This window comes from Nostoc sp., assembly GCF_036919555.1.
Classification (GTDB): Bacteria; Cyanobacteriota; Cyanobacteriia; order Cyanobacteriales; family Nostocaceae; genus Nostoc.
Genome location: NZ_JBALCS010000034.1, coordinates 1 through 20,839, shown reverse-complemented (window position 1 = coordinate 20,839; position 20,839 = coordinate 1). Strand labels below are relative to the sequence as shown.

The window sequence follows — 20,839 nt, the reverse complement described above, 5'->3', positions numbered from 1 at the left end:
TTGTAGCGATTAGTTGTTCTGATTTCAGGTGTGGGTTGTCCTTTGTCAGTTGTCCTTTGTCCTTTGTTATTCACTAATGACTAATGACCAATGACTCCTGACGAAAATCAACTATTTTGTGCAATACCCGTAGGTTCCATCGAATTGGATTGCGCGTGTCTCCAAGGCGCATTATTACCGCATACTGGACAAGAGCGATCGCGGTGAGAACGGCGTTTAGCAAATTCCATCCGATTCAGGTCAATTGTCAGCAATTGCGATAATAAAGGCTGACTAAACCCGGTAATTAGCTTGATAGCTTCCAAAGCCGTTAAACAAGCTAGTGTCCCAGAGACAGCGCCTAGAACTGAAAAGGCGCGCCGATCCCAATCAGGCTTTTCTGGAAACAGACAAGACAAACAAGGAGTCACACCAGGAATAATCGTCGTCAGGTAAGCTTCCATCCCGTCCATTGCGGCTTCCACCATTGGCTTACGCCAGCGCACACAGGCTTCATTTAACAAATTGCGCTCTGTAAAATTGTGGGCGCAATCAAGAGCCATATCAGCAGACTGCACTAACGAATCTACATTTTCCGGAGTGATGTAATCATGAACAGTTTCCACTTGGACATCAGGATTAATCGCGTCCAGAGTTTCTTTAGCTTTGAATACCCTTGGCTTACCTACCCAATCATCAGTCATGAGAACCTGACGATTCATATCATCTAGCCGCAAGTCACCACCCCGGACTAAGATTAGCCGCCCAACGCCCGCTACTGCTAGGTAAAGCGCCGCCGTACCGCCTAATCCCCCCACACCTGTAACCAGAACTGTCGCTGACTTGAGGCGCTTCTGTGCTGTTTCGCCAAAATTCGGAAGCATCATTTGGCGACGATAGCGTTCTAATTCGGTAGGCATCAGGTTAACCAATTTATACCTCCTAATCAGAAGTGATTTCTGTCAGTGTGACTACATTTTTCGGCTTGTCGTTAAACACTTTGAACAGCTTTTGTTCGTGGGCTGTTGATTCGATGAATACCTGATAGGCTTTTTGCAAAGCCAAAGAATATTGATTTAATTTCTCTTCTTGACTCAAGTCAGGAGAATTATCATCAATTTCTTTCAGGTATTGAGAAAACTTTTTGAGAATATGTAGACGATTTACATTTACAACTTGTAGATCGTAGGACAGGTTAAAAAATTGAAAAAATTCTTCGGCATCTACAAGTTTCTTGAATTCATCAATAGTTCCAGTCATTTCGCATTCTCCAATTTTTTCAGATGTTGCTTAATTTCATCTAACTGGCGATAGATTTCATAAGTTGCAGCTGCAACATCCATAAGTTGTTTGTAATCTGTTGGCAGACCTTCAGCTAAATCATGCAGATCCATTTTCATTTGACCTGCTTTGCTGTTCAATCGTCTGATTTGTCCTTGTAGTTCCTCAATACTCGTTTCTTCTGCTTGCACAATCAGCCACTCCTTTTCTACAAGTCAGGAGTTAGAAGTTATGAGTTATAAATTAGTAACTGTAAATTATGAATTATCAGTTAATAGTTAACTTAACTCCTAACTACTTAAAGGTTGCCAACTTCCGGAAAGCGCTTCGCCAAATCAATGCCTTTTTTGACGTAGTTTTCTCCCTCTTCTGCTAATTTATCCAGGGAGTCAAAGCCAAAGCGTTGAGCATCTCGCAAGGTTTTCACAGTTAGCAAAAGACGGCCAGAAAAAACTAGCGCCCAGCCAAATCCTTCATGGCTCAAATCAACCACAACTTGGGATATCAAACCTGTTTCCTGTTCAATCCCAGCAGCTACAGCTCGAAAAAATGCCATAATCCGAGCTTGAGTTATCGGATCAACTTCGCCCTCAATGGAGATTTCCCGTTTCTTTTGTTTGGTGACAATAAAGGGTTTGAGAATTAACTCATCCGACCAACTCCGATAAACTCCATAACTGTCTTGACCACGGATTTGTTTAATTAATACCTTAAGAAAAGGCGAGTTCAAGACTTCAGTTGTAGCAGTTCCATTAACACTATTATTTGTGGTCATACCGTTGCTTCATTTTCAACTTCATCGGCAAAATTTGTGGGTTTTTGCTGTAAAGCTTTACGCAACCAAGGTGGGGGATTACCTTTAAGGGTTTTCACTAGCTTAGTTAGCACTTTACTAATTTCATCTTCTTCCGAGCGCGCCTTGACTGGAGTGACACCTTTCTTGATTAAACGAGCCGCAGCACTTCCACCAATTGCCACAACATAAATAATTGTGCAGTCAGCTAATGCTTCAATTTTTGGTGCCAGTTTACTCTCATTATTCTCTTCTTGGATTTCATAATTAAATTTGAGAGCTTCTACAAATTGATATCCTTCATCTGAAATTTCATAAACATCAATTCGCTCTGACCCTCCAAAGTGAGTATTAATATGAACTCCGTCACTTGTCGTAAAGGCAATCTTCATCGTAATTCTCCTCTCTAAAGTTTTGAATTTTGAATTGGGAAAAAGGAATTCAGGAGTCAGGAGCGGAGCCGGAGACGCTCCGCCGAGGCGTCAGAATTCAGGAGTAATTAGGGTTTGACTGGCAGAAATAAATCTGCATATTTATACCAATTCTGTTTGGGGATGTGCCAAAGCATATGAGGAACGAACCGCAAAGGCGCGTACTCCTGCAAAGAAGCAAGCTACGCGTAGCGTCTCGTTAGAGAAGGACACGAAAAAAGAAAGGAAAGAAAAAAGAATTGGTATTAGTGGTTTTCCCTACGGAAACGCTAAGGGTAAACAATTAGTGACAGGTTTTACTCTTTCTGAAAAGCATTCTGAATTCTGAATTCTGACTCCTGAATTCTTGAAGAAGAATTCAAAACTCAGCGCCTACAATTCCTAACTCTTGGAACTGCTTAACTCTCGCTTCTTCTTGCTCTAAAAACAGGTTGCCGATGCTATACACAAGTTCCATCGTGCCTCGATAACCAACTTTGGTAAATTGACCATTACCTAAGCGGTCATAAATGGGCAGTCCCAGACGATAAAGAGGAATTGAGAGCCGTTTTGCGATCGCACTGACATTCGAGTTACCAATCAACAAATCAGAACCGTCTGCTAAACTTTCAAAGTCTTCCAAGTCGCCAATTGTGACGTTTTTAACCGGGAGCTTTTCTAAGAGGTGCGATCGCGTGGTTGTCACCGCCGCATGAATTTGCGCTCCCATTGATTGCAAAAAATGCACTATTGACCACAGCAAATCTGGTTCTAGCGCTAGGGAAACTCGTTTTGCACCGAAGTAAAAGTGAGTGTCCAACATCGCATCTTGCAACTGACGGCGTTGGCGGCGATATTTTTCCGGTACGCTGTTACTGCTCAGAATTGCCAATGCTTGGATAAATTCATCTACTGGTTCTAATCCAGTCAGTTCGCCAAACACCTCATAAGGTGTGCCAAAGCGTTCTTCCAGAATCTTTGCAGCACCCCGCATACTTTCACCCAATGCCAGGGTAAAAGCAGAACTACCTACTTCTCGTAGCTGTTTTAAGGTAGTCCCACTGACTGTAACTGCACTATAATTATCCTCTAAGTGTCCATCTAGAGAAGCGCCAAGGTCAGGTACAAAAATAGGCACCAGTCCGAAGGAGGTGACTATCTCTTTGATTTCTTGTACATCCCCTGGTGTGAAGGCAGAACCAGCCAAAACCGTGACTTGTTCAGCTCTGATTCCCCCTGGTTGAGGAATTTCCTTAACTATGCTTTCGACAGCAACGGCAAAGCCATCTTCCAACGCACCTTTAAAATCTGGGGTAGGTGCAAAAACGATCGCTAAATCATTCAATTCAGGATGGCGATCGCGGATTGCCTTAAGAAAACCCTCCATGTCATCTCCTCTAGTTTCAGTCAATCCAGTGGTACATAAACCAATAATTTCTGGATTAGCCTTTTCTACCAGAGTGAGAATTGCTTGTTCCACATTCTCTTCACCACCCAAAATGGTAGTGACTTCCGTCATCGCTGTGGTAGCCAGGGGAATCGCTTCCCGGAAATGCCGCACTAGGACAACTTTAGCGAAAGCAGTACAACCTTGAGAACCGTGGAATAAGGGCATGGTCCCTTTCAATCCCAAAAAGGCTAAGGTTGCACCCAAAGCTTGACTTTGCTTGAGAGGATTAACCGTCAGTGATTTATTAGAAATGGTGACGATCGCCATTAAACTATCTCCTCATTCCACAGGGCACACTTTCTCGTTTCTCGTTCCCTGGCTCTGCCGGGGAATGCTGACAGTCAGGCTTTGCCTCATCTGCTTTAAAAAAAAGGCAGAGCCTTCAGGAATGCGTTCCCAGCCTCAGGCTGGGAACGAGAGTACAGCCACCATTAAACTACCTCCTCGTCCCAAGGAGCGGGTTTGCGTATTTGTTCCCAAATCGGGCTATACAGAGCTTCGTACAGTTCCCGCGCCATCTCAATCATTCCCACATAACCTGCATAGGGATGGTGACGTTCTTGGTTGATATCCAGGAAAGGAATTCTAGCTTTCAAGGCGGTGTATTGGTTACGACCACCAGCAATCAGCATATCTGCGCGAGTGTCTTTAACCACCTGTAGCAATTCCTTAGCGTTGCCTTTCTCCAACATAATGCCATCGTTGCCGAGCAACTTCTTGATTTTGGCTTTATCTTCCTCAGTACTTTTCCGAGTACTGGTAGCAACAACTTCAATGCCCAAGTCTCTAGCAGCCGAGATAATTGACCAACTCTTGACACCACCAGTATACAAAACAACTCGCTTACCTTTGAGTCGAGCGCGATAAGGAGCTAGTGCCAAATCTAAAGCAGCCGTTTCTTCTGCAATTAGCTTTTCTGTCCGCTCCTGTAAATCAGGATCACCTAATTTAGCAGCGATATTTCGTAGACAACGATTCATATCATCGATGCCGTAGAAAGACTCTTCAATGTAGGGGATGTTGTAACGCTCCTCCATCTTTCTTGCCATGTTGACCAGCGCTCGTGAGCAGATCATCACGTTGAGCTTGGCGCGGTGGGCGTAGCGAATTTCATTGTAGCGAGCATCGCCCGTAATTTTAGACAAAATACGGATGCCTAATTTTTCTAACAGTGGTGTTACTCCCCACATTTCCCCGGCGATGTTGTATTCACCGATTAAGTTAATATCATAGGGCGTTGTATGTTCCGGTTCTGCTGTGCCGACAACATATTCCAATAAAGCTTCACCGCCAAAACGGTTGCCCAGATTTTTACTGCCAATGAATCCTGGGGCAATAACGGGAATAACAGGAGTACCAATTTTCTCAGATGCCGCTTTGCAGACAGCATCGATATCATCGCCAATTAAGGCTGTAACACAAGTGGCGTAGACGAATACTGCTGAGGGTTGGTAACGCTCTTTGAGTTCCAGAATCGCTTTGTAGAGTTTCTTTTCGCCACCGAAGATGACATCATTTTCACCCAAGTCAGTGGTAAAGCCCATTTTGTAGAGTTGAGGGCCAGAGGAAAGACTACCACGACTGCCCCAGGAATTACCAGCACAGGCTATCGGGCCGTGGACTAAATGAGCAGCATCTGCGATCGGCACTAAAGCAATCATTGCACCATCAAAGGCACAGCCCCCTTGAGCCGCGCCAGGTTGTGCCTGTTGAGCGCATGACTTGTTTTTCTTTTCCGTTTGTTTGTGCTGATTATGCTCGCATCCTGTCTCAGTCAGCAGCTCGTTGATTTTGCCTTGGGTGATTTTCATCTCTCTTCTCGTGCTGAATTGTTAATTGTCCTTTGTCATTTATCATTTGTCCTTTGAATAACTAACAACTAATGACTAATGACCAATGACTAACAAATGTATTTTGTGACATCCTCTCCACATACATCGGCGAGGTAAGATAAAGCCCGAAAACGCAATCCTACAAATTCGTCATATAAAGGATTGAGTTTACACAATGCTGGGATATCAATAGACCGCCCAAATAATTTAATTTGTTGCTCAAAAGGACAACAACAAGGAATTGTTTGGCAAATTAGATGAGCGATGCGATTATTTTTAACCTGAATCCCATCCACTAGACGGCGCAACGGATTGAGAAGATTGTTGAACTTCCCTGGTTTTTTATAGTTAGGTGGATGGTAATTAGGGTGAGCGTGAGTGTGTTCGTGAGTATGATTGATGGTTTCCATCTATTTAATACCTCAGGTAAATGCTAGAAAGAAAAAGGGAAGTTGGGGATTGGGCATTGGGGATTGGGCATGGGGCATTGGGTTTGGATATTTCCCTATTCCCGTACAGACGCGATTAATCGCGTCTGTACCCACTCCCTACTCCCTACTCCCCTTCTTTACCCTTTAATTAACACGTTGTGTTTCTACGCAATTTCTAACGAATCAAGTCGTAAGAAATATCTGTCTTAGAAGGAATGTTGGTGTTGCGATCGATTTCTTCAAACAGGGTATTTACAGTCCAGTTGAGGAGGTTGATTATACCTTGGTAACCAATGGTGGCGTAGCGGTGTAAGTGGTGGCGATCCATGATCGGGTAACCGATTCTCACAAGGGGAATCTTGGTGTCGCGCCACAGGTACTTACCGTAGCTGTTACCGACCAGGAAGTCTACAGGTTCGGTGAACATTAGAGAACGCATATGCCACAAGTCTTTACCTGGCCAAAGAGTTGCATTCCTACCGAAGGGGCTAGAAGCAAGCAGTTCTCTCATTTCTGCTTCAAATACATCGTTGCTGTTGTGAACCAAGATATGCACAGGTTCAGCACCCATTTCTAGCATAAAGCCAACTACGCAGTATACTAAATCTGGTTCACCGAAGATAGCGAAGCGCTTGCCGTGAATCCATGAGTGGGAGTCAGTCATGGCATCAACTGCCCGACCGCGTTCATTTTCCAATTCTTCGGGAATGGGTAAACCACTCAGTTCGCTGATTTTCATCAATAACTCATCAGTACCCTTAATACCCCAAGGACGGCAAACTGCGGTTGGTTGCTTCCACTCTTTTTCAATGTACTCGCGGGTTTTGAGAGTGGAGTGTGATTGCAGAGCAATTGTAGCTATAGCATTAATTGAATCTGCTGCATCTTCTAGCTTTGTAGCAGATGGATACATATCGAACTCACCTGTGTTTGGTGAATCCAGGTAGTCGCTGTTGTCAGCTAGAAGGGTGTAGTCTAAACCGAACAAGGAAGCAATCCGCTTGATTTCGCGATTGTTGCCTACGTAGGTGTCAAAACCTGGGATGAAGTTGATCTTACCATTGCTGGTTTCTTTCTTATGACCTGCTGTCAGGTTAGAAAGAATTCCCTTCATCATGTTGTCGTAACCAGTGATGTGGGAGCCAACAAAGCTAGGGGTGTGAGCGTAGGGTACTGGGAAATCTTGAGGAACTGAACCAGCTTCCTTAGCATTGTTGATGAAAGACTGCAAGTCATCACCAATTACTTCTGCCATACAGGTGGTGCAGACAGCAATCATCTTGGGCTTGTAGAGTTGGTAAGAGTTTGCCAACCCGTCAATCATGTTTTGCAGACCACCAAACACGGCTGCATCTTCAGTCATTGAAGAAGATACACCAGAGAATGGTTCTTTGTAGTGACGGGTTAAGTGGCTGCGGAAGTAAGAAACGCAACCTTGAGAACCTTGAACAAAAGGTAGAGTGCCTTCAAAACCAACAGCAGCAAAGATTGCTCCCAATGGTTGGCAAGCTTTAGCAGGGTTAACGGTTAAAGCTTCACGAGCGAAGTTCTTTTCCCGATAATCCCAACTTTTGGTCCATTCTGCAACCCGTTCTACTTCTTCGCCTTCGTGACCATTTTCAAACTGCTTTTTGTTTTGAAATAGCTGTTTGTACTCCGGTTGGTGGAATAACTCTACGTGGTCTTGAATTTTTTCTGGATTCTGAGGCATTTCCGGATCTCCAAGCTTACTGAATTCTTTACTTATCGAGGAATGAGGATTTGAGGCGGGAATGGGAAGTGGGAATATGATTCAAAATTCAAAATGCAAAAATCAAAAGAAATTTTTAATTTTTTAGTTTTGAATTTTGGATTCACAACTCCCTCCTGGGGTTTTAGCCCCAGGTTATCCTTACTTATCTCTCTCTCCCATTTCCCTAAACGGCAGCCTTAGCCTTAGCCTTAGCTTCAGCTTCAGCCTTCTTAGCGTTAGCTTTTTCATTCCAAGGAGCGCCAATTAATCCCCAGGTTGGGCTGTTGAGTGCCAAGTCCATGTCGCGTGCGAAGATGGCGAAGCCGTCATAACCGTGATAAGGGCCGGAGTAATCCTTTTTGTGGTTTAATTCTTTTCAACAGCCTAATGTTTGCAGTAAGCAATGTGAGCGATAAACATTGTTCGCTGATAGCACATTTATTTTTAGACTAAATATAGGCTAAAAACACAGCATAATTAGGTTCAGGACTCATATTATGTCCGCCAGATTACCGATAATAAAAGAACCCTACCCCCAACCCCTCCCCGCAAGCGGAGAGGGGAGACAAAGCATAGCTTTGACCGGATGGGGTTCTTCGGGTTTAATATAGCGTTTCCTAAGCAACTGAGGTATACCCAAATCTTGTTTAACAAGGTTAGTAGCTTTGAAAACATACCTCACCAGGTCGGGAACTGCTATAAGCAATCAAGCGGACATAATATCACGCATCATCTAAATGTTGTCCTGAGCCAAGGCGATTAAAAAATCGCCCGTTTTTTTGCTCATCTCTGCAAGCACAGCAGCAAAAACAACACATGAGAACGAAAGTACTACTTGAATTAGAGAAAGTTAATCTGCGTTTGAAGTCTGCAAAGGCAAAGGTGACAATTAGGGAATCGAATGGAAGTCTGCAATTACGGGCGACGTTACCAATTAAACCCGGAGACAAAGACCGCAATGGTATTGGGAGAAAGCAATATAATCTGAGTCTGAATATTCCTGCTAACTTGGATGGACTTAAGACGGCTGAAGAAGAAGCTTATGAATTGGGGAAGTTAATCGCGCGTAAAACCTTTGAATGGAATGACAAATATTTAGGAAACGAGGCAATTAAAAAAGATTTTCAAACCATAGGAGAATTACTCAAACAATTTGAAGAAGAGTATTTTAAAACTCACAAAAGAACTACCAAAAGCGAACATACTTTTTTTTATTACTTTTCCCGAACTAAACGATTTACGAATCCCAAAGATTTAGCGATCGCTGAAAATTTGATCAGTTCAATTGAACAAATCGAGAAAGAATGGGCTAAGTATAATGCAGCCAGAGCTATATCTGCATTTTGCCTGACATTCAATATCGAAATTGATTTATCTAAATATTCAAAAATGCCTGAGAACAATTCCCGAAATATACCGACTGATACGGAAATATATGAGGGAATTATTAAGTTTGAAGATTACCTGAATAGCAGAGGTAATCAAGTTAATCAAAATGTTCAAGATAGCTGGCAGCTTTGGCGGTGGACGTATGGAATGTTAGCAGTTTTTGGTTTACGTCCACGGGAACTTTTTATTAATCCTGATATTGATTGGTGGTTGAGTCAAGAAAATTTAGATTTGACATGGAAAGTCCATAAAGATTCTAAGACTGGTGAGAGACAAGCATTACCATTATATAGACAATGGATTGATGATTTTGATTTGAAAAATCCTAAATATTTAGAGATGTTGGGGAGTGCGATCGCTAAAAAAGATAACACTAATCATGCGGAAATTACGGCATTAACACAGCGAGTTAGTTGGTGGTTCCGTAAGATAGGATTGGATTTTAAACCGTATGATTTACGTCACGCTTGGGCAATTCGGGCCCATATTTTGGGAATCCCAATTAAAGCGGCAGCGGATAATTTGGGGCATAGTGTGCAAGTTCATACCCAAACTTATCAGCGTTGGTTTTCACTGGATATGCGGAAGTTGGCAATTAATCAGGCTTTGAGTAAGAGGAATGAAGTTGAGTTGATTAGGGAAGAGAATACTAAGTTGAGGATGGAGAATGATAAGTTGAAGTTGGAGATTGAGAAGTTGAAAATGGAAATAGTTTATAAACAAAGTTAAATTTACTGATAAATCATACTAATTTTAGATAATTTGCTATGATTTAGGGGAGAAAAATCATTTTTGGTGACTAAAGTGATGCAGAAATTATAATTTTATCGTCAGATTACTACAAAAATTAAAATTAACTAAGGAGTCCAATCCAATTATTTGTGGAAGGATGTTAGCAATCAAATGCTAGAAAAAGTAATACTTCATAATTTCAAAAGTCATAAATCTACGGAACTTAATTTTGATGGTTCTAGATTACATGCACTCGTAGGAAAAAATAGCGCTGGGAAAACAACTGTATTACAAGCGCTACATAATCTCAGTACGCTTGCAGATTCATCATTTGCAAAGATATTTCAGTATGAAAGATCACCTCAATTCATTACAACAATTGGGGAAAAACATCTTTCTGTTACTGCAAGTGGTTTTTGGGGATATAACAATCGGCAGAATTGGCAAGCTTCCTATAGTTGGAAGCAGGAAAACAATGATTCTTGGCATCCCACAGCATCATGGAATATAGATGGAAAGCTAGGAGATTTGGAAGGATGGTCAAGTTCTTTAAGTGACTCTCCATATCCAATTCCTCAATCTCTGAAATATGCTGTTTACCTGAAGTTAGTTGCAAGTAATCTTGCTAAAGCAGCTTACAGCGAAAAAATTACGCCGAGGGTTGAGTTCGACGGTTCTGGATTAGCACCAACTTTAGATTTTTTGCGTAATGAGGCTCCAGACAAATTTAAATTAATAGAGGAAACGTTGAGTCGGATTGTACCAAATGTTCGCAAAATTGGCATAAAGCGAGCAAAGGTTCCAGTTATTCGCAAACGTTTAATCGAAGTTGATGGTAAGTCTATTTCCTATGAAGAAAATCAAGACATGACAGGGCAAGAAGTGATATTAGATATGAATACAGATAAGCGGATTCCAGCCCATGCAATTAGTGAAGGGACAATGCTAACATTAGGTTTACTAACTGTGTTAATGAACCCCACTCAACCTAATTTATTTTTTCTAGATGATGTAGAACAGGGACTTCATCCAAAAGCACAACGTGAGTTGATGACTGTTTTTAAGGAAATCATTCAATATAATCCAAATCTACAAATTATTTTTTCTACTCACTCACCTTATATTATTGATGAGCTTGTTCCTTCTCAAGTACATATATTAAATAACAGTAATTCCGGCTTCACAATCTCCAAGCGTTTAGATGAACATCCTGATGTGGAATGGGCAAAACAAACTTTGACAACTGGTGAGTTTTGGGATGCTGAGGGTGAAGAGTGGGTTGTTGCAGGAGAAATCAGTGATTGAGTTCATTGTAATAGTGGAAAGTGGTGCAGATGCACGAACAGCTACTAAATTAGCCGAGCGCATTTTGACGGAGCAAATCGATTGGTTAGAACCTGGACTAATAAGACATATATTTAACTGGAGTGGCTTACAGGCAGGAACAGAATATTCCTGTTGGAGCGACGTTACAAAAATTATTGATGATGCAAAAGATCAACTGAGATATAAACCTCCAAGATATCTCGGTCATGATAGTAGGAGTGTACCGTTAAAAACCGATGGAGCAGCATCTACTAAGGTTCTTAAGCTGGTAGATTTTCTTCAAAAAACACGACCGATTAAAGCCGTTATCTTTATACGTGATTTAGACAATCAACCAGAGCGTAGAGAAGGGATTGAGCAAGCACGCTCAGAACATATCAATCGACAGCCCCAACTAAAAATTGTTATTGGTACAGCTAACCCAAAACGTGAAGCATGGGTTCTCAACGGGTTTATTCCGTCTAATCAAGAAGAACAAATTCTAGAAGAAATTAAGACCCGATTGAATTTCGACCCTTGCATAGAGTCACACAGACTACGCTCTACCTCATACCAAGAACCCGATCGAATTAGAAATCCAAAAGTAGTAGTTGAGCAGCTAACAGCCAAAGATATGGAACGAGAACGACAGTGTTGGGAAGATACAAGTTTGAAACTTCTGTGTGAAAGAGGTATTTATACAGGTTTAACAGCCTACATCCAAGAAATTGAGCAACACTTGATTCCAATTATTTGGTCGGAGTAAAAAATTAAGATAATTATGAGTGTGATCGCGCGGTGGGAATATTAGCATTACAGATGTGACAATACTAAGCTAGGAGGTCAGATTATGGAAAGTATTAAAATTAGAACATATATTGGTGATGATGGAATTTTGCAAATCCAGCTTCCGCCTGAAATTGCCAACCAAGAACTAGATGTAATAATTGTCTTTCAACCTGTGATAAAAACATCCTCACAGTCTCCAACCAAAACGCCGGAAGAACTAGGATACTCTCATAAATTTGTTGAAGAAGTAAGAAGTTAGCTGCTCATAATCAAGCACGAACAATGATGGATAAGACGCAAAATACATTAGAAGATACAGAACGTGCGTTGAATACTTATTCTGAGCATATACTGCTGAGTGTTGCATCTCGGTATGGCAAAAATAGTGATGAGTACGGGATGGCTGGTGGAACACGCAAGTCAGATTATCGACGGAAAGCACGCTTGGTGGTAAACCAAATGGTGAAGCTTGTGGAGTGATTGTTTGAATAAACATTGATTTGGTTCAACCAAGTAGCTTATACGCTTTGTTTACAGCAGTTTTCATGTATTTGAACCACATCTGTCGTAAGGGCACAGCAATGCTCATTAGTGCCAACTTAAGCCCAAACTCCTTTAAAATCTCGTTTCCAGCCTCTGGCTGGAAATGCTCTTCAATTGCGGCTCTGCCGCAAGTCTTGAGGCGGAGCATCATATAGGCATTCCCAGTCGGAGACTGGGAACGAGACAATAATTTGTTTCAAAAGTTGTTAGAGAAGCATTCTTAAATGGTAATCGACCACGGGCGATCGCACACTGAAAGTATTAGCATTACAGGTGCGACAATATAAGCTAGGAGGTCAGGTTATGGAAAGTATTAAAATTAGAACATATATTGGTGATGATGGAATTCTGCAAATCCAGCTTCAGCCTGAAATTGCCGACCAAGAATTAGATATAGTAATTGTCTTTCAACCTGTGATACAAAAATATTCACAGTTTTCAAGCAACTCTAGCAGCTTATAAATGATATATTTTTTGTATTCTTAAGAAGAAGACTAATGGAAATTCATGAACTTAAAGCATTAATTAAAGAGAGCATACGGGAAGTTTTGCGAGAAGAGCCAATGTTGCTCTGTCAAGTTCTTATCCCCTATGCGAGTGATGAAGAACAAGCAGAACTGAATCAAATCTTTGGTTCACCATCAGACTATGAAGAAGAGGAATCAGTTGATATGACAGAATGGGTTAAATATGGCAATCAAATTCCGTAAAAATGCTACTAAGTTTTTAGAAAAGGCAAATATTGAAGATACTGCTAAAAGTCAAGAGCAACTCAACAAACTCCTGATTTTTGTTGAGGAGCAGGGGATTATTCCCTTCACAGACCTTGACATAAAAAATGAAGGGAGATTGGGAAGCATTTTATAGACTGCGTGTTGGGAAAACCAGAATTATTTTTACAGTTAATATTGATTTGGGTGAAATTGAAGTTTACACCATTGGCATGAGAGGAGATGTATATAAATAAGGACTATTTTAAGTAAGTTCAGATATTATCTTATATTCTCACCGCAGTAAAATAGAATGTTTAAATCACAGAAAGTATGGCTCTATCGCTCCCTTTATGGTTCCTAATATTAAATCCATGCTTTTTTAAACCTGTTATCCTTATGCAGAAAGGGTTTTGCAGTTTTCCAAGTTGGTGTTTCATAATAGCGTAAGTCACTTTAGCATAAGGGGCGCGATAGAACCCAAAGTATTTAATTATGTTAATTATATAGATTGGTATTTGCCATCTCATCTAAAATAGTACAAAATAACTATTGATACTATTGCTAAATTTAATAAATTTTAGTTAGATGAAAAAACGAAAACCTATTGAAACTTCCCAGCAAAATATTGTCAGCTATTGGGCAAGGCAGGAAAACGAGAGTGGTCTTGCTATTGATTGGTCAGATGCTTATAAGCGGTGTTGGCGTTGTGGATATCAGTCACGCCTTGAGCGATGTCACATAGTTCCTGATTCCCTTGGAGGTTTGGATGCTCCATCCAATCTCGTTTTACTGTGCCGTCGTTGTCACCGAGAAGCTCCTAATGTTGCTGACCCACATTTTATGTGGATATGGCTTCGTGCAACTTGTGTACCCTTCTATGACTCATATTGGTCAATTCGTGGCTACTTTGAGTTTGAGCAAATGTTTGGACGGCGACCATTTATAGGTATTGGACTAGATGAATCACAAGCAGACCAAGTAAATGAGTTACTTTGGAAGGAGATGGAAAATGCAACTATTCACTTTGGTGAAGGTCGAATGAACCCTGCAACTCTCGCTTGTATATTTGCAAAAGTAGAGGAAACACTAACCGGAAAACCTCCGAAATTAAAGCGTCCTGAATGGGGACAGCAATATACTCATCAGGTAATAGGATTGAGGATGATCCCATCAAATATTTTAGAAGATGAAACGAGCTAATAAGTATGATGATCGCATCTTTGAGATCAAAGATATCATATTTGATTGCTGCTTAATTCCCACACAGCCACATATAAACTTGTTCAACTACTGGAATCGGACTAGCGATGTCTACGCCTATGCACCCATCCCAAAGCATACATCGTCACAAAGCTGATTTACTTAAAAACAACGCCGCGATAAATTTCCGCCATCGATAATGCGATCGCAACTGAATCCAAAGAAATAGATACTTCTAAGCCGCTAAAATCACTGAGCAACCAACCTTCTGCTTGTTTACTGTAGCGTTCCACAAAAGGTTCATCCTGCTCAACTAATAAATATTCGCTAAAACTTGGAATTGATCGATACATCCGAAATTTACTGAGTCGGTCGTAATCTGCGGTGGAAGGAGACAGAACTTCAACAATCAAAATGGGATTCAAGACTTCATCTAAACGTTCAGCATTTAGTTGCGGTTCGCTGTCAAAAATCATTACATCTGGATATACTCCACGTCGATATTCGGGAACCCACAGCCGTAAATCGCTGTTAATTGGCTCGAATTGAGTATCGCGGAGCAAAAACTTAAAAAAGGCAAAAATATTGCCACCGATGCGGCTGTGTTTAAGCGTTCCTCCGGACATGGGTACGATTTCTCCATCTCGATATTCGCTGCGTCCTTCGGCTTTTTCTGCGGTCGCGCGATATTCATCCAAACTGTAGCGGCGCTTGATGGTAGAAATCATAGGTCGTAGGCGATCGCATTGACTGTAGGGCAACAAAACTATTTTGTCACAGATTTGGCTGTGAGGTGATGTCATACTGTGATGCGATGCCTCCGGCGGGTTACGCCAATGCCTACGCATCTATCAACTGTTTTGAACCATCCAAACTAAAAATCCGAGAATTTGTTCTACGGGTGGGAGAGGATAATCCATCAAGTCGATGGTGACTATATTATCCTCTAGCTTCAAGAATCGCCATTGTGTACCACTGCTAATAGAACCATATATTACGGCAACTGGACGATTTTTGGCGGCGTTGAATCTTTGGGCGGCAACCATTTCTGCAATACATTGTCCAAACCCTGTTCTTAAATCAGCTTTTTTTGCTTCCAAAATTATAATTGCAGGTGCTTCAATTTCTAGTACTTCCGGCGAACGACTCAAAAGGAAATCACACATTCCATTAAGTCCAACTGCCTCATCAACTGTAAAATCTTCCCCAGAAAATAAGCTAATTTGGCGATTTAATATCCGTCTAACTTCCAATAATACTGGGTAAATAATTCCTTCGGAACGCGCTTTTTCACTTGCTGAAGAAGCAAGCGGCAGACTTTCTTCAAGATATGCCGTCAGTGTAGCAGATGCTTCAATTGGTTCAGTGGCAGGAATAAATCGTCCACCTTCTTGTGTTTTTAACCCGAAAGCTTCTTTAACTTTACTGATAGTTGTAAACTGACTATAAGGCATAATTGATATAAATTATAGTTCGTAGGCGACGCCGAACAGCCCGCCGGAGGCATCGCATTGGTTGTTGGGCAACAAAACTATTTTGTCACAGATTTGGGTGTGAGGTGGTGCGATCGCTATGTTTTGGGCGATGTCTATGACAAGCTGCTTTGCATCTACGCAATTATTTGAGCTTGACAAAATTTTGAGTAATAGCGCACATCCTAACTTGTCGCTACTATTCTATTTCCATTCTTGCCCTCCACACTAGCAAAGATTAACGGTGTAATACACTACTTTTAATATTTTAAATAAGTAAATTTACGTATATAGCGGACTGAGAGAATTCCGGCAAATCTGCAATGTTTTTGCTATAAGCGCGATCGCTGTCATAAATGCGCGAATTACTGAAATGAGAAAGCAAACTGGGGTTTGAGAAAGTAAAAGCTCATTTTACTTGCGGAAAACACCCAAATGAGAAAGCAAAAGCTCATTTTGAGTAAGTCAAATGCCATTTTGCTAACTAAATTCGACTTTATCTATATTTCTGTGCTGTAATGACTAGTTACAGTCAAGGACTATACTTCGTAGGGCGACTGTTACAGTATGTGTGTTATTGGGGAATACTCAGTTATATAGGAATCCGGTTTGATTTCTGAAAAGATACGTAGGTGTGTTAGCAAGGAGAGTACGGCACCAAACCCTTGATAATGGTGCGTTACGAACTTCGTTCTAACACACCCTACAATACCTAATTTTGTTCAAAAATCAAATATGAGTCCTATAGAAGTACTCAATACTTCTCGAATTAAGTTTACTAAAGGACAATAAGCTATGTCATCAACTATGCAAATTGACAGTTCTGCAACACCGAGAGCTATCCAAATCGCTCAGATCATTCAAAAGCGCCGTCCATTAGCTTTAAAAATTGAAACCGTAGAAATTAACCTCAAAACTCTTTCAGCTGCTTTACGTCAACTTGAAAAGCAGCGTGACCAGTTACTTGAGAAGGTTGGTGATCCTAGCACAATTGGAAAACTCAGAGAAATTGATTGTTTTGCCATTCAGAGAAGTATTGATACTGAGTTAGCTGCTCTTAACAGTCTCAAGTCTCGATTTTCCCGTAATACCCTTAACATTGGGGTGGTAGGACGAGCCAGACAAGGTAAAAGCCGACTTCTGCAAAGTTTGACTGGGTTATCAACGGCGGAAATTCCAGATGGTGATGATCAACACTGTACAGGAGTTCGTAGTAACATTCACCACAACTCAGAAGTAGGAGAAACTTATGCTGAAGTACGGTTTCATTCTGAGCGTTCTTTCCTAGATGAAGTGATTGCGCCTTACTATTGGCAACTTAAGCTGGGTTCCCATCCCTTAACCATTCAAGAATTTGGTGATATTCCACTACCAGAACTTCCTGGAGAGTTAATTGAAAAAAGACAGGCGGCGGCGGTTAAGTATGATCATCTTTGTAGATATCACCAAAATCTTCACAAATATCGTGATGTTTTGTCAGAACCTTCTCCACGTCGCGTCCCACGACATGAAATCCGAGAGTACGTAGCTCAAGATACCTTAGACAGACGACGTATCTACTTCAATTATTTGGCAGTTCGGGAGGTAAAAATCGTCTGTTCTTTCCCAAATGTAGATATCGGACAAATCGCTTTAGTTGATATGCCCGGTTTAGGAGACACTGGGATTGGTGACGAAGAGCGAATGATAAAAACATTAGGGCAGGACATAGACTTAGTTTTATTTGTCCGAATGCCCAAATCCACTGGTGATATCTGGGTAATAGAGGACGTTGAACTTTATGATCTGGCTAATGATGCCCTAACTTACCTTCCTATTAAAGAATGGTCTTTCATGATACTCAACCATATCAACGTAAGTTCCGATAATCGAAGAAATTGTGAAAGTTTAGCTGCGACAATCTCTGAGAAACACATTGATGTTCAAGATGTTGTAATTGCAGACTGTGCTGACTCAGAACAAGCACAAACTGAAATATTAGATCGAGTCTTACATTATCTAGGACAGAAGGTTGAAATATTAGATCGACAATATGCTTCTGCATGTCAAGACAGGCTGATTCAGCTTCAAAGAACTGTTGCTGTTGAGTTAGAAAAAGCTAAGGATGCTTGGAGGCAAGCATCAAGAGATGATTGGTTTCCAAAATTCCTTGAACTTTTTGAGAAGTTTTGGAATGATTTGACCAGAGAACTTGAACGTCTAACTTCATCAATGATCTCTAAACGAGATACCGACGATAAAAACTTTAAGGTAGCTGTTGATTCTGCGATCGCAGCCTGTCGCTCAAAAACAGGAATTCCTGAATTGGAAGAGATTCAGCAAAAAGGAGATGCTGCTGGGGCATACATGACTGCTTATGCTATATGCTTGCATGAGGTGCGTACTCATCTCTCAAAACAGTTTCTTTCTTTGGATAGTGCATTAAAAGAATCTTTAGAAGAAGCAAAGTCTGGTGTAGTAGTAGTTCTGAAGAAGCATGGCAAATTGGAAAACATTGGGGAAGGTAATGGTAGTGAATTTTTAAAGCAGTTAGCAGAGAAGATTCCAGAGAATTTAGCTGGACTAAGACTTGGTTTTCAGACGCTTGCAACCTTCGATCTTCAATATCGTGGACTGGTTCAACATAGAATTAGAAGGCATCTAGATGTTTTAACTCCTAATAGAACAACCTACAGACTTGAAGGAAGTTTGCTAGATAAATGGTATATATAGGAATCCGGTTTGATTTATGAAAAGATATGTAGGGTGTGTTAGCGACAGCGTAACGCACCAAACCCTTGATAATGGTGCGTTACGAACTTCGTTCTAACACACCCTACAATACCTAATTTTGTTCAAAAATCAAGTAGGAGTCCTATAGATATAAAAACAGCAGGAATACATACATCTACCCCGGCTGAGAAAATTGCAAATAATCTCTCTAAAGCTCAAGCTGAAGCAGTTAACAACTGTGAAAAAGAACTTAAGACTCTCTTAAAGGAACCAAGTCAAGCAGGCTTTGCTATTGTCGAAGAATTTGTTGATCGGGTATTACGTGCTGAAGGTGTCCGTACTGAGTGGCAGATTTTCTTACAGGAAGTTGCTTCAGATGTTTGGATTGATGAGTTTGGCACAACTATGGAACGTACCCAACTTAAACGAGACTGGATGCAGAGAATAGGGGAAGTCGATCATCTAAAGCAACCAGATGCACTAAACTTTTTACGATAAGTTGTTGTTCTGAGTCAAAATTGACGGAGAATAACCCAGCAGCATAACGCTTTTTTGGAGCGGACTGTAGAGATATTTAGGTGTGTATGCACAGGTTAATTGCGCGTTACATAGCGCCATGATCTCAAGCAATTTGATAACATTAACAAAGTGGGTGATGTCTACGACGGCGTACACCCTCTTCAGCAGAGAGAACAAAAACACATATGGCAAAGCGTAAAAAAAGCAATCTCCAGTGGATTAAGGAAACGCTTGAACTCAAACCTGATCATCGCTGGGAATCTCCATCAGGCTATAAGATTTTTGTAGCAGATCGAGGCGCTGTTCGCTTCAATGTTCCCCAGAATTGGGTTTTTGAACCACAAGAAAAATCCTTCAAGTTCCTCGATAGAAAACCGCCCAACGATGATTGCTGCCTAGAAGTATCTTTCAATCGCCTGCCACCCAATGACTGGAGCCAGTTTCCGCTAAAATCCACCTTGAAGAAAGTCATGGAAAACGATAGCCGCAACGTCATTGCTAAGGGAGAAATTTTTACCGTCAAGCGCCAAACCGCTAGGATTGTCTGGACAGAAATGAAGTTCATTGACACTCAGGAAGAACCACGGGAAGCTTTTTCGCGGACTTGCATTGGTTTGGGGTCAAACGTTCAGTGCTTGATTACATTCGATTATTGGGCAGATCAAGCAGAGCCGTTAATACCGATTTGGGATGAAGTGATGCGTAGTCTCACATTAGGGTTATATATCCGTGACCCAATGACTGGTCTGGCTTTTCCAGACTGAACCACAAGAATGAATCGTGAGCATAAGTCAAATTGAGACATCACCGAACAGCCTGTCGTAGACATTGCATTTGAGGTAATTGTTTTTGCCGAGTTGAGGCGAATTAATAATACTTCTGCTTTCAAATAAGGAATGAGTCTAAATCCACTAACACAGCTAATTTCAGAACGAGGTTTTGACAGATTTCAATCAGGATTAAGCGTTTTTGCTTTTCTTAGTGCCATTCAGCTATGAGGTTTATTTGATCGCCATCATAGCCATTTTTATTTGTTGGGTAACACGAATGTTCAACCCAACCTACGATTCTCCTTAACCCAAGCGTATTGCAATATATGACATTGACAGGATAAGGTTCATTCGTGATTCAAACCTGAGAACCCTGACTTTATAGATCAATACGCTTGGGTTAGCGCCTAAGAGGATGTTTGAAAAGTATTGGGCGAATAAAATTCGCTACTACACAAACTTTCGTCTTCCTCCGTGGACTAACAAAAAAGTAGGGTTTTTAACCCAGGTCGGTGGGTTTTATTTGTATAGCCGCGACTTCTAGTCGCCAGGGCTAGTAATAAATTAGACTTTTCAAACAACCTCTAAAGCCTTAATCTGCGTAGGTTGGGTTGAGCAACGAAACCTAGGGCGTGTCATCAATTGAGCCAAATGACAGAAGCAGCCAGATAAATTGCACCTAAAAAGTTTGTAGCGCGTTTGTCGTAGCGTGTTGCGAGCGCTCGGTACTGCTTGAGTTTGGCAAAAAAGTTTTCAATAAGATGACGGGCTTTGTATAAGTCCCGAT

At 41.2% G+C, this 20,839-nt stretch carries 25 protein-coding genes and 2 pseudogenes; 12 read left to right on the top strand and 15 right to left on the bottom strand.

What is annotated here, in order from left to right; translation table 11 throughout:
* Positions 1 to 107: 107 nt before the first annotated feature.
* The 10 genes and pseudogenes from V7K36_RS09795 to V7K36_RS09750 all read right to left on the bottom strand — a co-directional run.
* A complete protein-coding gene (locus V7K36_RS09795; protein WP_334827837.1) occupies positions 108 to 911 on the bottom strand; it encodes a HesA/MoeB/ThiF family protein in 804 nt (267 codons plus the stop codon).
* Between the two features lie 10 nt (positions 912 to 921).
* A complete protein-coding gene (nifW, locus tag V7K36_RS09790) occupies positions 922 to 1,239 on the bottom strand; it encodes a nitrogenase-stabilizing/protective protein NifW (RefSeq protein WP_335115250.1) in 318 nt (105 codons plus the stop codon).
* Positions 1,236 to 1,451, bottom strand: a complete 216-nt coding sequence (locus tag V7K36_RS09785; protein WP_335115247.1) for a CCE_0567 family metalloprotein — start codon at positions 1,449 to 1,451, stop codon at positions 1,236 to 1,238. Before V7K36_RS09785 ends, nifW begins: the two co-directional genes overlap by 4 nt.
* 107 nt (positions 1,452 to 1,558) lie before the next feature.
* Positions 1,559 to 2,035 (bottom strand): NifX-associated nitrogen fixation protein, encoded by a 477-nt coding sequence (locus tag V7K36_RS09780; protein WP_104908602.1) that lies wholly within the window; start codon positions 2,033 to 2,035, stop codon positions 1,559 to 1,561.
* A complete protein-coding gene (gene nifX, locus V7K36_RS09775; protein ID WP_335115244.1) occupies positions 2,032 to 2,445 on the bottom strand; it encodes a nitrogen fixation protein NifX in 414 nt (137 codons plus the stop codon). The genes V7K36_RS09780 and nifX overlap by 4 nt, the downstream gene beginning before the upstream one ends.
* 397 nt (positions 2,446 to 2,842) lie before the next feature.
* A complete protein-coding gene (nifN, locus tag V7K36_RS09770) occupies positions 2,843 to 4,180 on the bottom strand; it encodes a nitrogenase iron-molybdenum cofactor biosynthesis protein NifN (RefSeq protein WP_335115242.1) in 1,338 nt (445 codons plus the stop codon).
* Positions 4,181 to 4,344: 164 nt separating this feature from the next.
* Positions 4,345 to 5,724, bottom strand: a complete 1,380-nt coding sequence (gene nifE / locus V7K36_RS09765) for a nitrogenase iron-molybdenum cofactor biosynthesis protein NifE (protein ID WP_334940292.1) — start codon at positions 5,722 to 5,724, stop codon at positions 4,345 to 4,347.
* A gap of 89 nt (positions 5,725 to 5,813) precedes the next feature.
* Positions 5,814 to 6,155: a Mo-dependent nitrogenase C-terminal domain-containing protein gene (locus V7K36_RS09760; RefSeq protein WP_334827849.1), complete on the bottom strand. Its 342-nt coding sequence runs from the start codon at positions 6,153 to 6,155 to the stop codon at positions 5,814 to 5,816.
* A gap of 196 nt (positions 6,156 to 6,351) precedes the next feature.
* Positions 6,352 to 7,887, bottom strand: a complete 1,536-nt coding sequence (gene nifK / locus V7K36_RS09755) for a nitrogenase molybdenum-iron protein subunit beta (RefSeq protein ID WP_335115240.1) — start codon at positions 7,885 to 7,887, stop codon at positions 6,352 to 6,354.
* A gap of 205 nt (positions 7,888 to 8,092) precedes the next feature.
* Positions 8,093 to 8,272: pseudogene (locus tag V7K36_RS09750) on the bottom strand (hypothetical protein); the annotation flags it as partial.
* 410 nt (positions 8,273 to 8,682) lie between these two features.
* Here V7K36_RS09750 and V7K36_RS09745 point away from each other — a divergent pair.
* The 5 genes and pseudogenes from V7K36_RS09745 to V7K36_RS09725 all read left to right on the top strand — a co-directional run.
* Positions 8,683 to 10,026: pseudogene (locus V7K36_RS09745) on the top strand (site-specific integrase); the annotation flags it as partial.
* Positions 10,027 to 10,200: 174 nt separating this feature from the next.
* Positions 10,201 to 11,334 (top strand): AAA family ATPase, encoded by a 1,134-nt coding sequence (locus V7K36_RS09740; RefSeq protein ID WP_335115236.1) that lies wholly within the window; start codon positions 10,201 to 10,203, stop codon positions 11,332 to 11,334.
* Positions 11,327 to 12,100, top strand: coding sequence for a hypothetical protein (locus V7K36_RS09735; RefSeq protein WP_335115235.1), 774 nt, complete (start codon positions 11,327 to 11,329; stop codon positions 12,098 to 12,100). Before V7K36_RS09740 ends, V7K36_RS09735 begins: the two co-directional genes overlap by 8 nt.
* An 84-nt stretch (positions 12,101 to 12,184) precedes the next feature.
* On the top strand, positions 12,185 to 12,382 hold the full coding sequence (locus tag V7K36_RS09730) for a hypothetical protein (protein WP_335115233.1): 198 nt from the start codon (positions 12,185 to 12,187) through the stop codon (positions 12,380 to 12,382).
* 23 nt (positions 12,383 to 12,405) lie between these two features.
* Positions 12,406 to 12,603 (top strand): hypothetical protein, encoded by a 198-nt coding sequence (locus V7K36_RS09725; protein ID WP_335115231.1) that lies wholly within the window; start codon positions 12,406 to 12,408, stop codon positions 12,601 to 12,603.
* A gap of 25 nt (positions 12,604 to 12,628) precedes the next feature.
* Here V7K36_RS09725 and V7K36_RS09720 read toward each other — a convergent pair whose 3' ends face one another.
* Positions 12,629 to 12,853, bottom strand: coding sequence for a hypothetical protein (locus V7K36_RS09720; protein WP_335115229.1), 225 nt, complete (start codon positions 12,851 to 12,853; stop codon positions 12,629 to 12,631).
* Positions 12,854 to 12,969: 116 nt separating this feature from the next.
* On the opposite strand from V7K36_RS09720, the gene V7K36_RS09715 reads away from it, so the two are divergent.
* The 5 genes from V7K36_RS09715 to V7K36_RS09695 all read left to right on the top strand — a co-directional run bounded on the left by V7K36_RS09715 (position 12,970) and on the right by V7K36_RS09695 (position 14,736).
* Positions 12,970 to 13,128, top strand: a complete 159-nt coding sequence (locus V7K36_RS09715; protein ID WP_335115227.1) for a hypothetical protein — start codon at positions 12,970 to 12,972, stop codon at positions 13,126 to 13,128.
* 35 nt (positions 13,129 to 13,163) lie between these two features.
* Positions 13,164 to 13,376 (top strand): hypothetical protein, encoded by a 213-nt coding sequence (locus V7K36_RS09710; RefSeq protein ID WP_335115225.1) that lies wholly within the window; start codon positions 13,164 to 13,166, stop codon positions 13,374 to 13,376.
* Complete coding sequence (locus V7K36_RS09705; RefSeq protein ID WP_335115223.1) at positions 13,357 to 13,533, top strand: hypothetical protein; 177 nt, start codon at positions 13,357 to 13,359, stop codon at positions 13,531 to 13,533. Before V7K36_RS09710 ends, V7K36_RS09705 begins: the two co-directional genes overlap by 20 nt.
* Positions 13,534 to 13,964: 431 nt before the next feature.
* Entirely contained in the window at positions 13,965 to 14,579 is a 615-nt protein-coding gene (locus tag V7K36_RS09700) for an HNH endonuclease (RefSeq protein ID WP_335115221.1), read from the top strand.
* Entirely contained in the window at positions 14,566 to 14,736 is a 171-nt protein-coding gene (locus tag V7K36_RS09695) for a hypothetical protein (protein ID WP_335115219.1), read from the top strand. Before V7K36_RS09700 ends, V7K36_RS09695 begins: the two co-directional genes overlap by 14 nt.
* 1 nt (position 14,737) lies before the next feature.
* Here V7K36_RS09695 and V7K36_RS09690 read toward each other — a convergent pair whose 3' ends face one another.
* From V7K36_RS09690 to V7K36_RS09680, 3 genes are all read right to left on the bottom strand, one after another.
* Positions 14,738 to 15,307: a Uma2 family endonuclease gene (locus V7K36_RS09690; protein WP_335115343.1), complete on the bottom strand. Its 570-nt coding sequence runs from the start codon at positions 15,305 to 15,307 to the stop codon at positions 14,738 to 14,740.
* 123 nt (positions 15,308 to 15,430) lie between these two features.
* Entirely contained in the window at positions 15,431 to 16,033 is a 603-nt protein-coding gene (locus V7K36_RS09685) for a hypothetical protein (RefSeq protein ID WP_335094740.1), read from the bottom strand.
* Between the two features lie 12 nt (positions 16,034 to 16,045).
* A complete protein-coding gene (locus tag V7K36_RS09680) occupies positions 16,046 to 16,213 on the bottom strand; it encodes a hypothetical protein (protein WP_335115217.1) in 168 nt (55 codons plus the stop codon).
* A 633-nt stretch (positions 16,214 to 16,846) separates the two neighbouring features.
* On the opposite strand from V7K36_RS09680, the gene V7K36_RS09675 reads away from it, so the two are divergent.
* Together V7K36_RS09675 and V7K36_RS09670 are read left to right on the top strand one after the other, a co-directional pair.
* Positions 16,847 to 18,763, top strand: coding sequence for a hypothetical protein (locus tag V7K36_RS09675; RefSeq protein WP_335115215.1), 1,917 nt, complete (start codon positions 16,847 to 16,849; stop codon positions 18,761 to 18,763).
* Positions 18,764 to 19,467: 704 nt separating this feature from the next.
* The gene (locus V7K36_RS09670) at positions 19,468 to 20,046 is read left to right on the top strand and encodes a hypothetical protein (protein ID WP_335115213.1); all 579 of its coding nucleotides are present in this window, start codon (positions 19,468 to 19,470) and stop codon (positions 20,044 to 20,046) included.
* Between the two features lie 644 nt (positions 20,047 to 20,690).
* Here V7K36_RS09670 and V7K36_RS09665 read toward each other — a convergent pair.
* A partial coding sequence (locus V7K36_RS09665; protein ID WP_335115341.1) for a transposase occupies positions 20,691 to 20,839 on the bottom strand: 149 nt, incomplete at its 5' end.

Excerpts from the sequence above, each read along its gene's own strand:
- nifW (WP_335115250.1), bottom strand. The coding sequence starts at position 1,239 with ATGACTGGAACTATTGATGAATTCAAGAAACTTGTAGATGCCGAAGAA.
- V7K36_RS09780 (WP_104908602.1), bottom strand. The coding sequence starts at position 2,035 with ATGACCACAAATAATAGTGTTAATGGAACTGCTACAACTGAAGTCTTG.
- nifX (WP_335115244.1), bottom strand. The coding sequence starts at position 2,445 with ATGAAGATTGCCTTTACGACAAGTGACGGAGTTCATATTAATACTCAC.
- nifN (WP_335115242.1), bottom strand. The coding sequence starts at position 4,180 with ATGGCGATCGTCACCATTTCTAATAAATCACTGACGGTTAATCCTCTC.
- nifE (WP_334940292.1), bottom strand. The coding sequence starts at position 5,724 with ATGAAAATCACCCAAGGCAAAATCAACGAGCTGCTGACTGAGACAGGA.
- V7K36_RS09760 (WP_334827849.1), bottom strand. The coding sequence starts at position 6,155 with ATGGAAACCATCAATCATACTCACGAACACACTCACGCTCACCCTAAT.
- nifK (WP_335115240.1), bottom strand. The coding sequence starts at position 7,887 with ATGCCTCAGAATCCAGAAAAAATTCAAGACCACGTAGAGTTATTCCAC.
- V7K36_RS09740 (WP_335115236.1), top strand. The coding sequence starts at position 10,201 with ATGCTAGAAAAAGTAATACTTCATAATTTCAAAAGTCATAAATCTACG.
- V7K36_RS09730 (WP_335115233.1), top strand. The coding sequence starts at position 12,185 with ATGGAAAGTATTAAAATTAGAACATATATTGGTGATGATGGAATTTTG.
- V7K36_RS09725 (WP_335115231.1), top strand. The coding sequence starts at position 12,406 with ATGATGGATAAGACGCAAAATACATTAGAAGATACAGAACGTGCGTTG.
- V7K36_RS09715 (WP_335115227.1), top strand. The coding sequence starts at position 12,970 with ATGGAAAGTATTAAAATTAGAACATATATTGGTGATGATGGAATTCTG.
- V7K36_RS09710 (WP_335115225.1), top strand. The coding sequence starts at position 13,164 with ATGGAAATTCATGAACTTAAAGCATTAATTAAAGAGAGCATACGGGAA.
- V7K36_RS09705 (WP_335115223.1), top strand. The coding sequence starts at position 13,357 with ATGGCAATCAAATTCCGTAAAAATGCTACTAAGTTTTTAGAAAAGGCA.
- V7K36_RS09700 (WP_335115221.1), top strand. The coding sequence starts at position 13,965 with ATGAAAAAACGAAAACCTATTGAAACTTCCCAGCAAAATATTGTCAGC.
- V7K36_RS09695 (WP_335115219.1), top strand. The coding sequence starts at position 14,566 with ATGAAACGAGCTAATAAGTATGATGATCGCATCTTTGAGATCAAAGAT.
- V7K36_RS09690 (WP_335115343.1), bottom strand. The coding sequence starts at position 15,307 with ATGATTTCTACCATCAAGCGCCGCTACAGTTTGGATGAATATCGCGCG.
- V7K36_RS09685 (WP_335094740.1), bottom strand. The coding sequence starts at position 16,033 with ATGCCTTATAGTCAGTTTACAACTATCAGTAAAGTTAAAGAAGCTTTC.
- V7K36_RS09675 (WP_335115215.1), top strand. The coding sequence starts at position 16,847 with ATGTCATCAACTATGCAAATTGACAGTTCTGCAACACCGAGAGCTATC.
- V7K36_RS09670 (WP_335115213.1), top strand. The coding sequence starts at position 19,468 with ATGGCAAAGCGTAAAAAAAGCAATCTCCAGTGGATTAAGGAAACGCTT.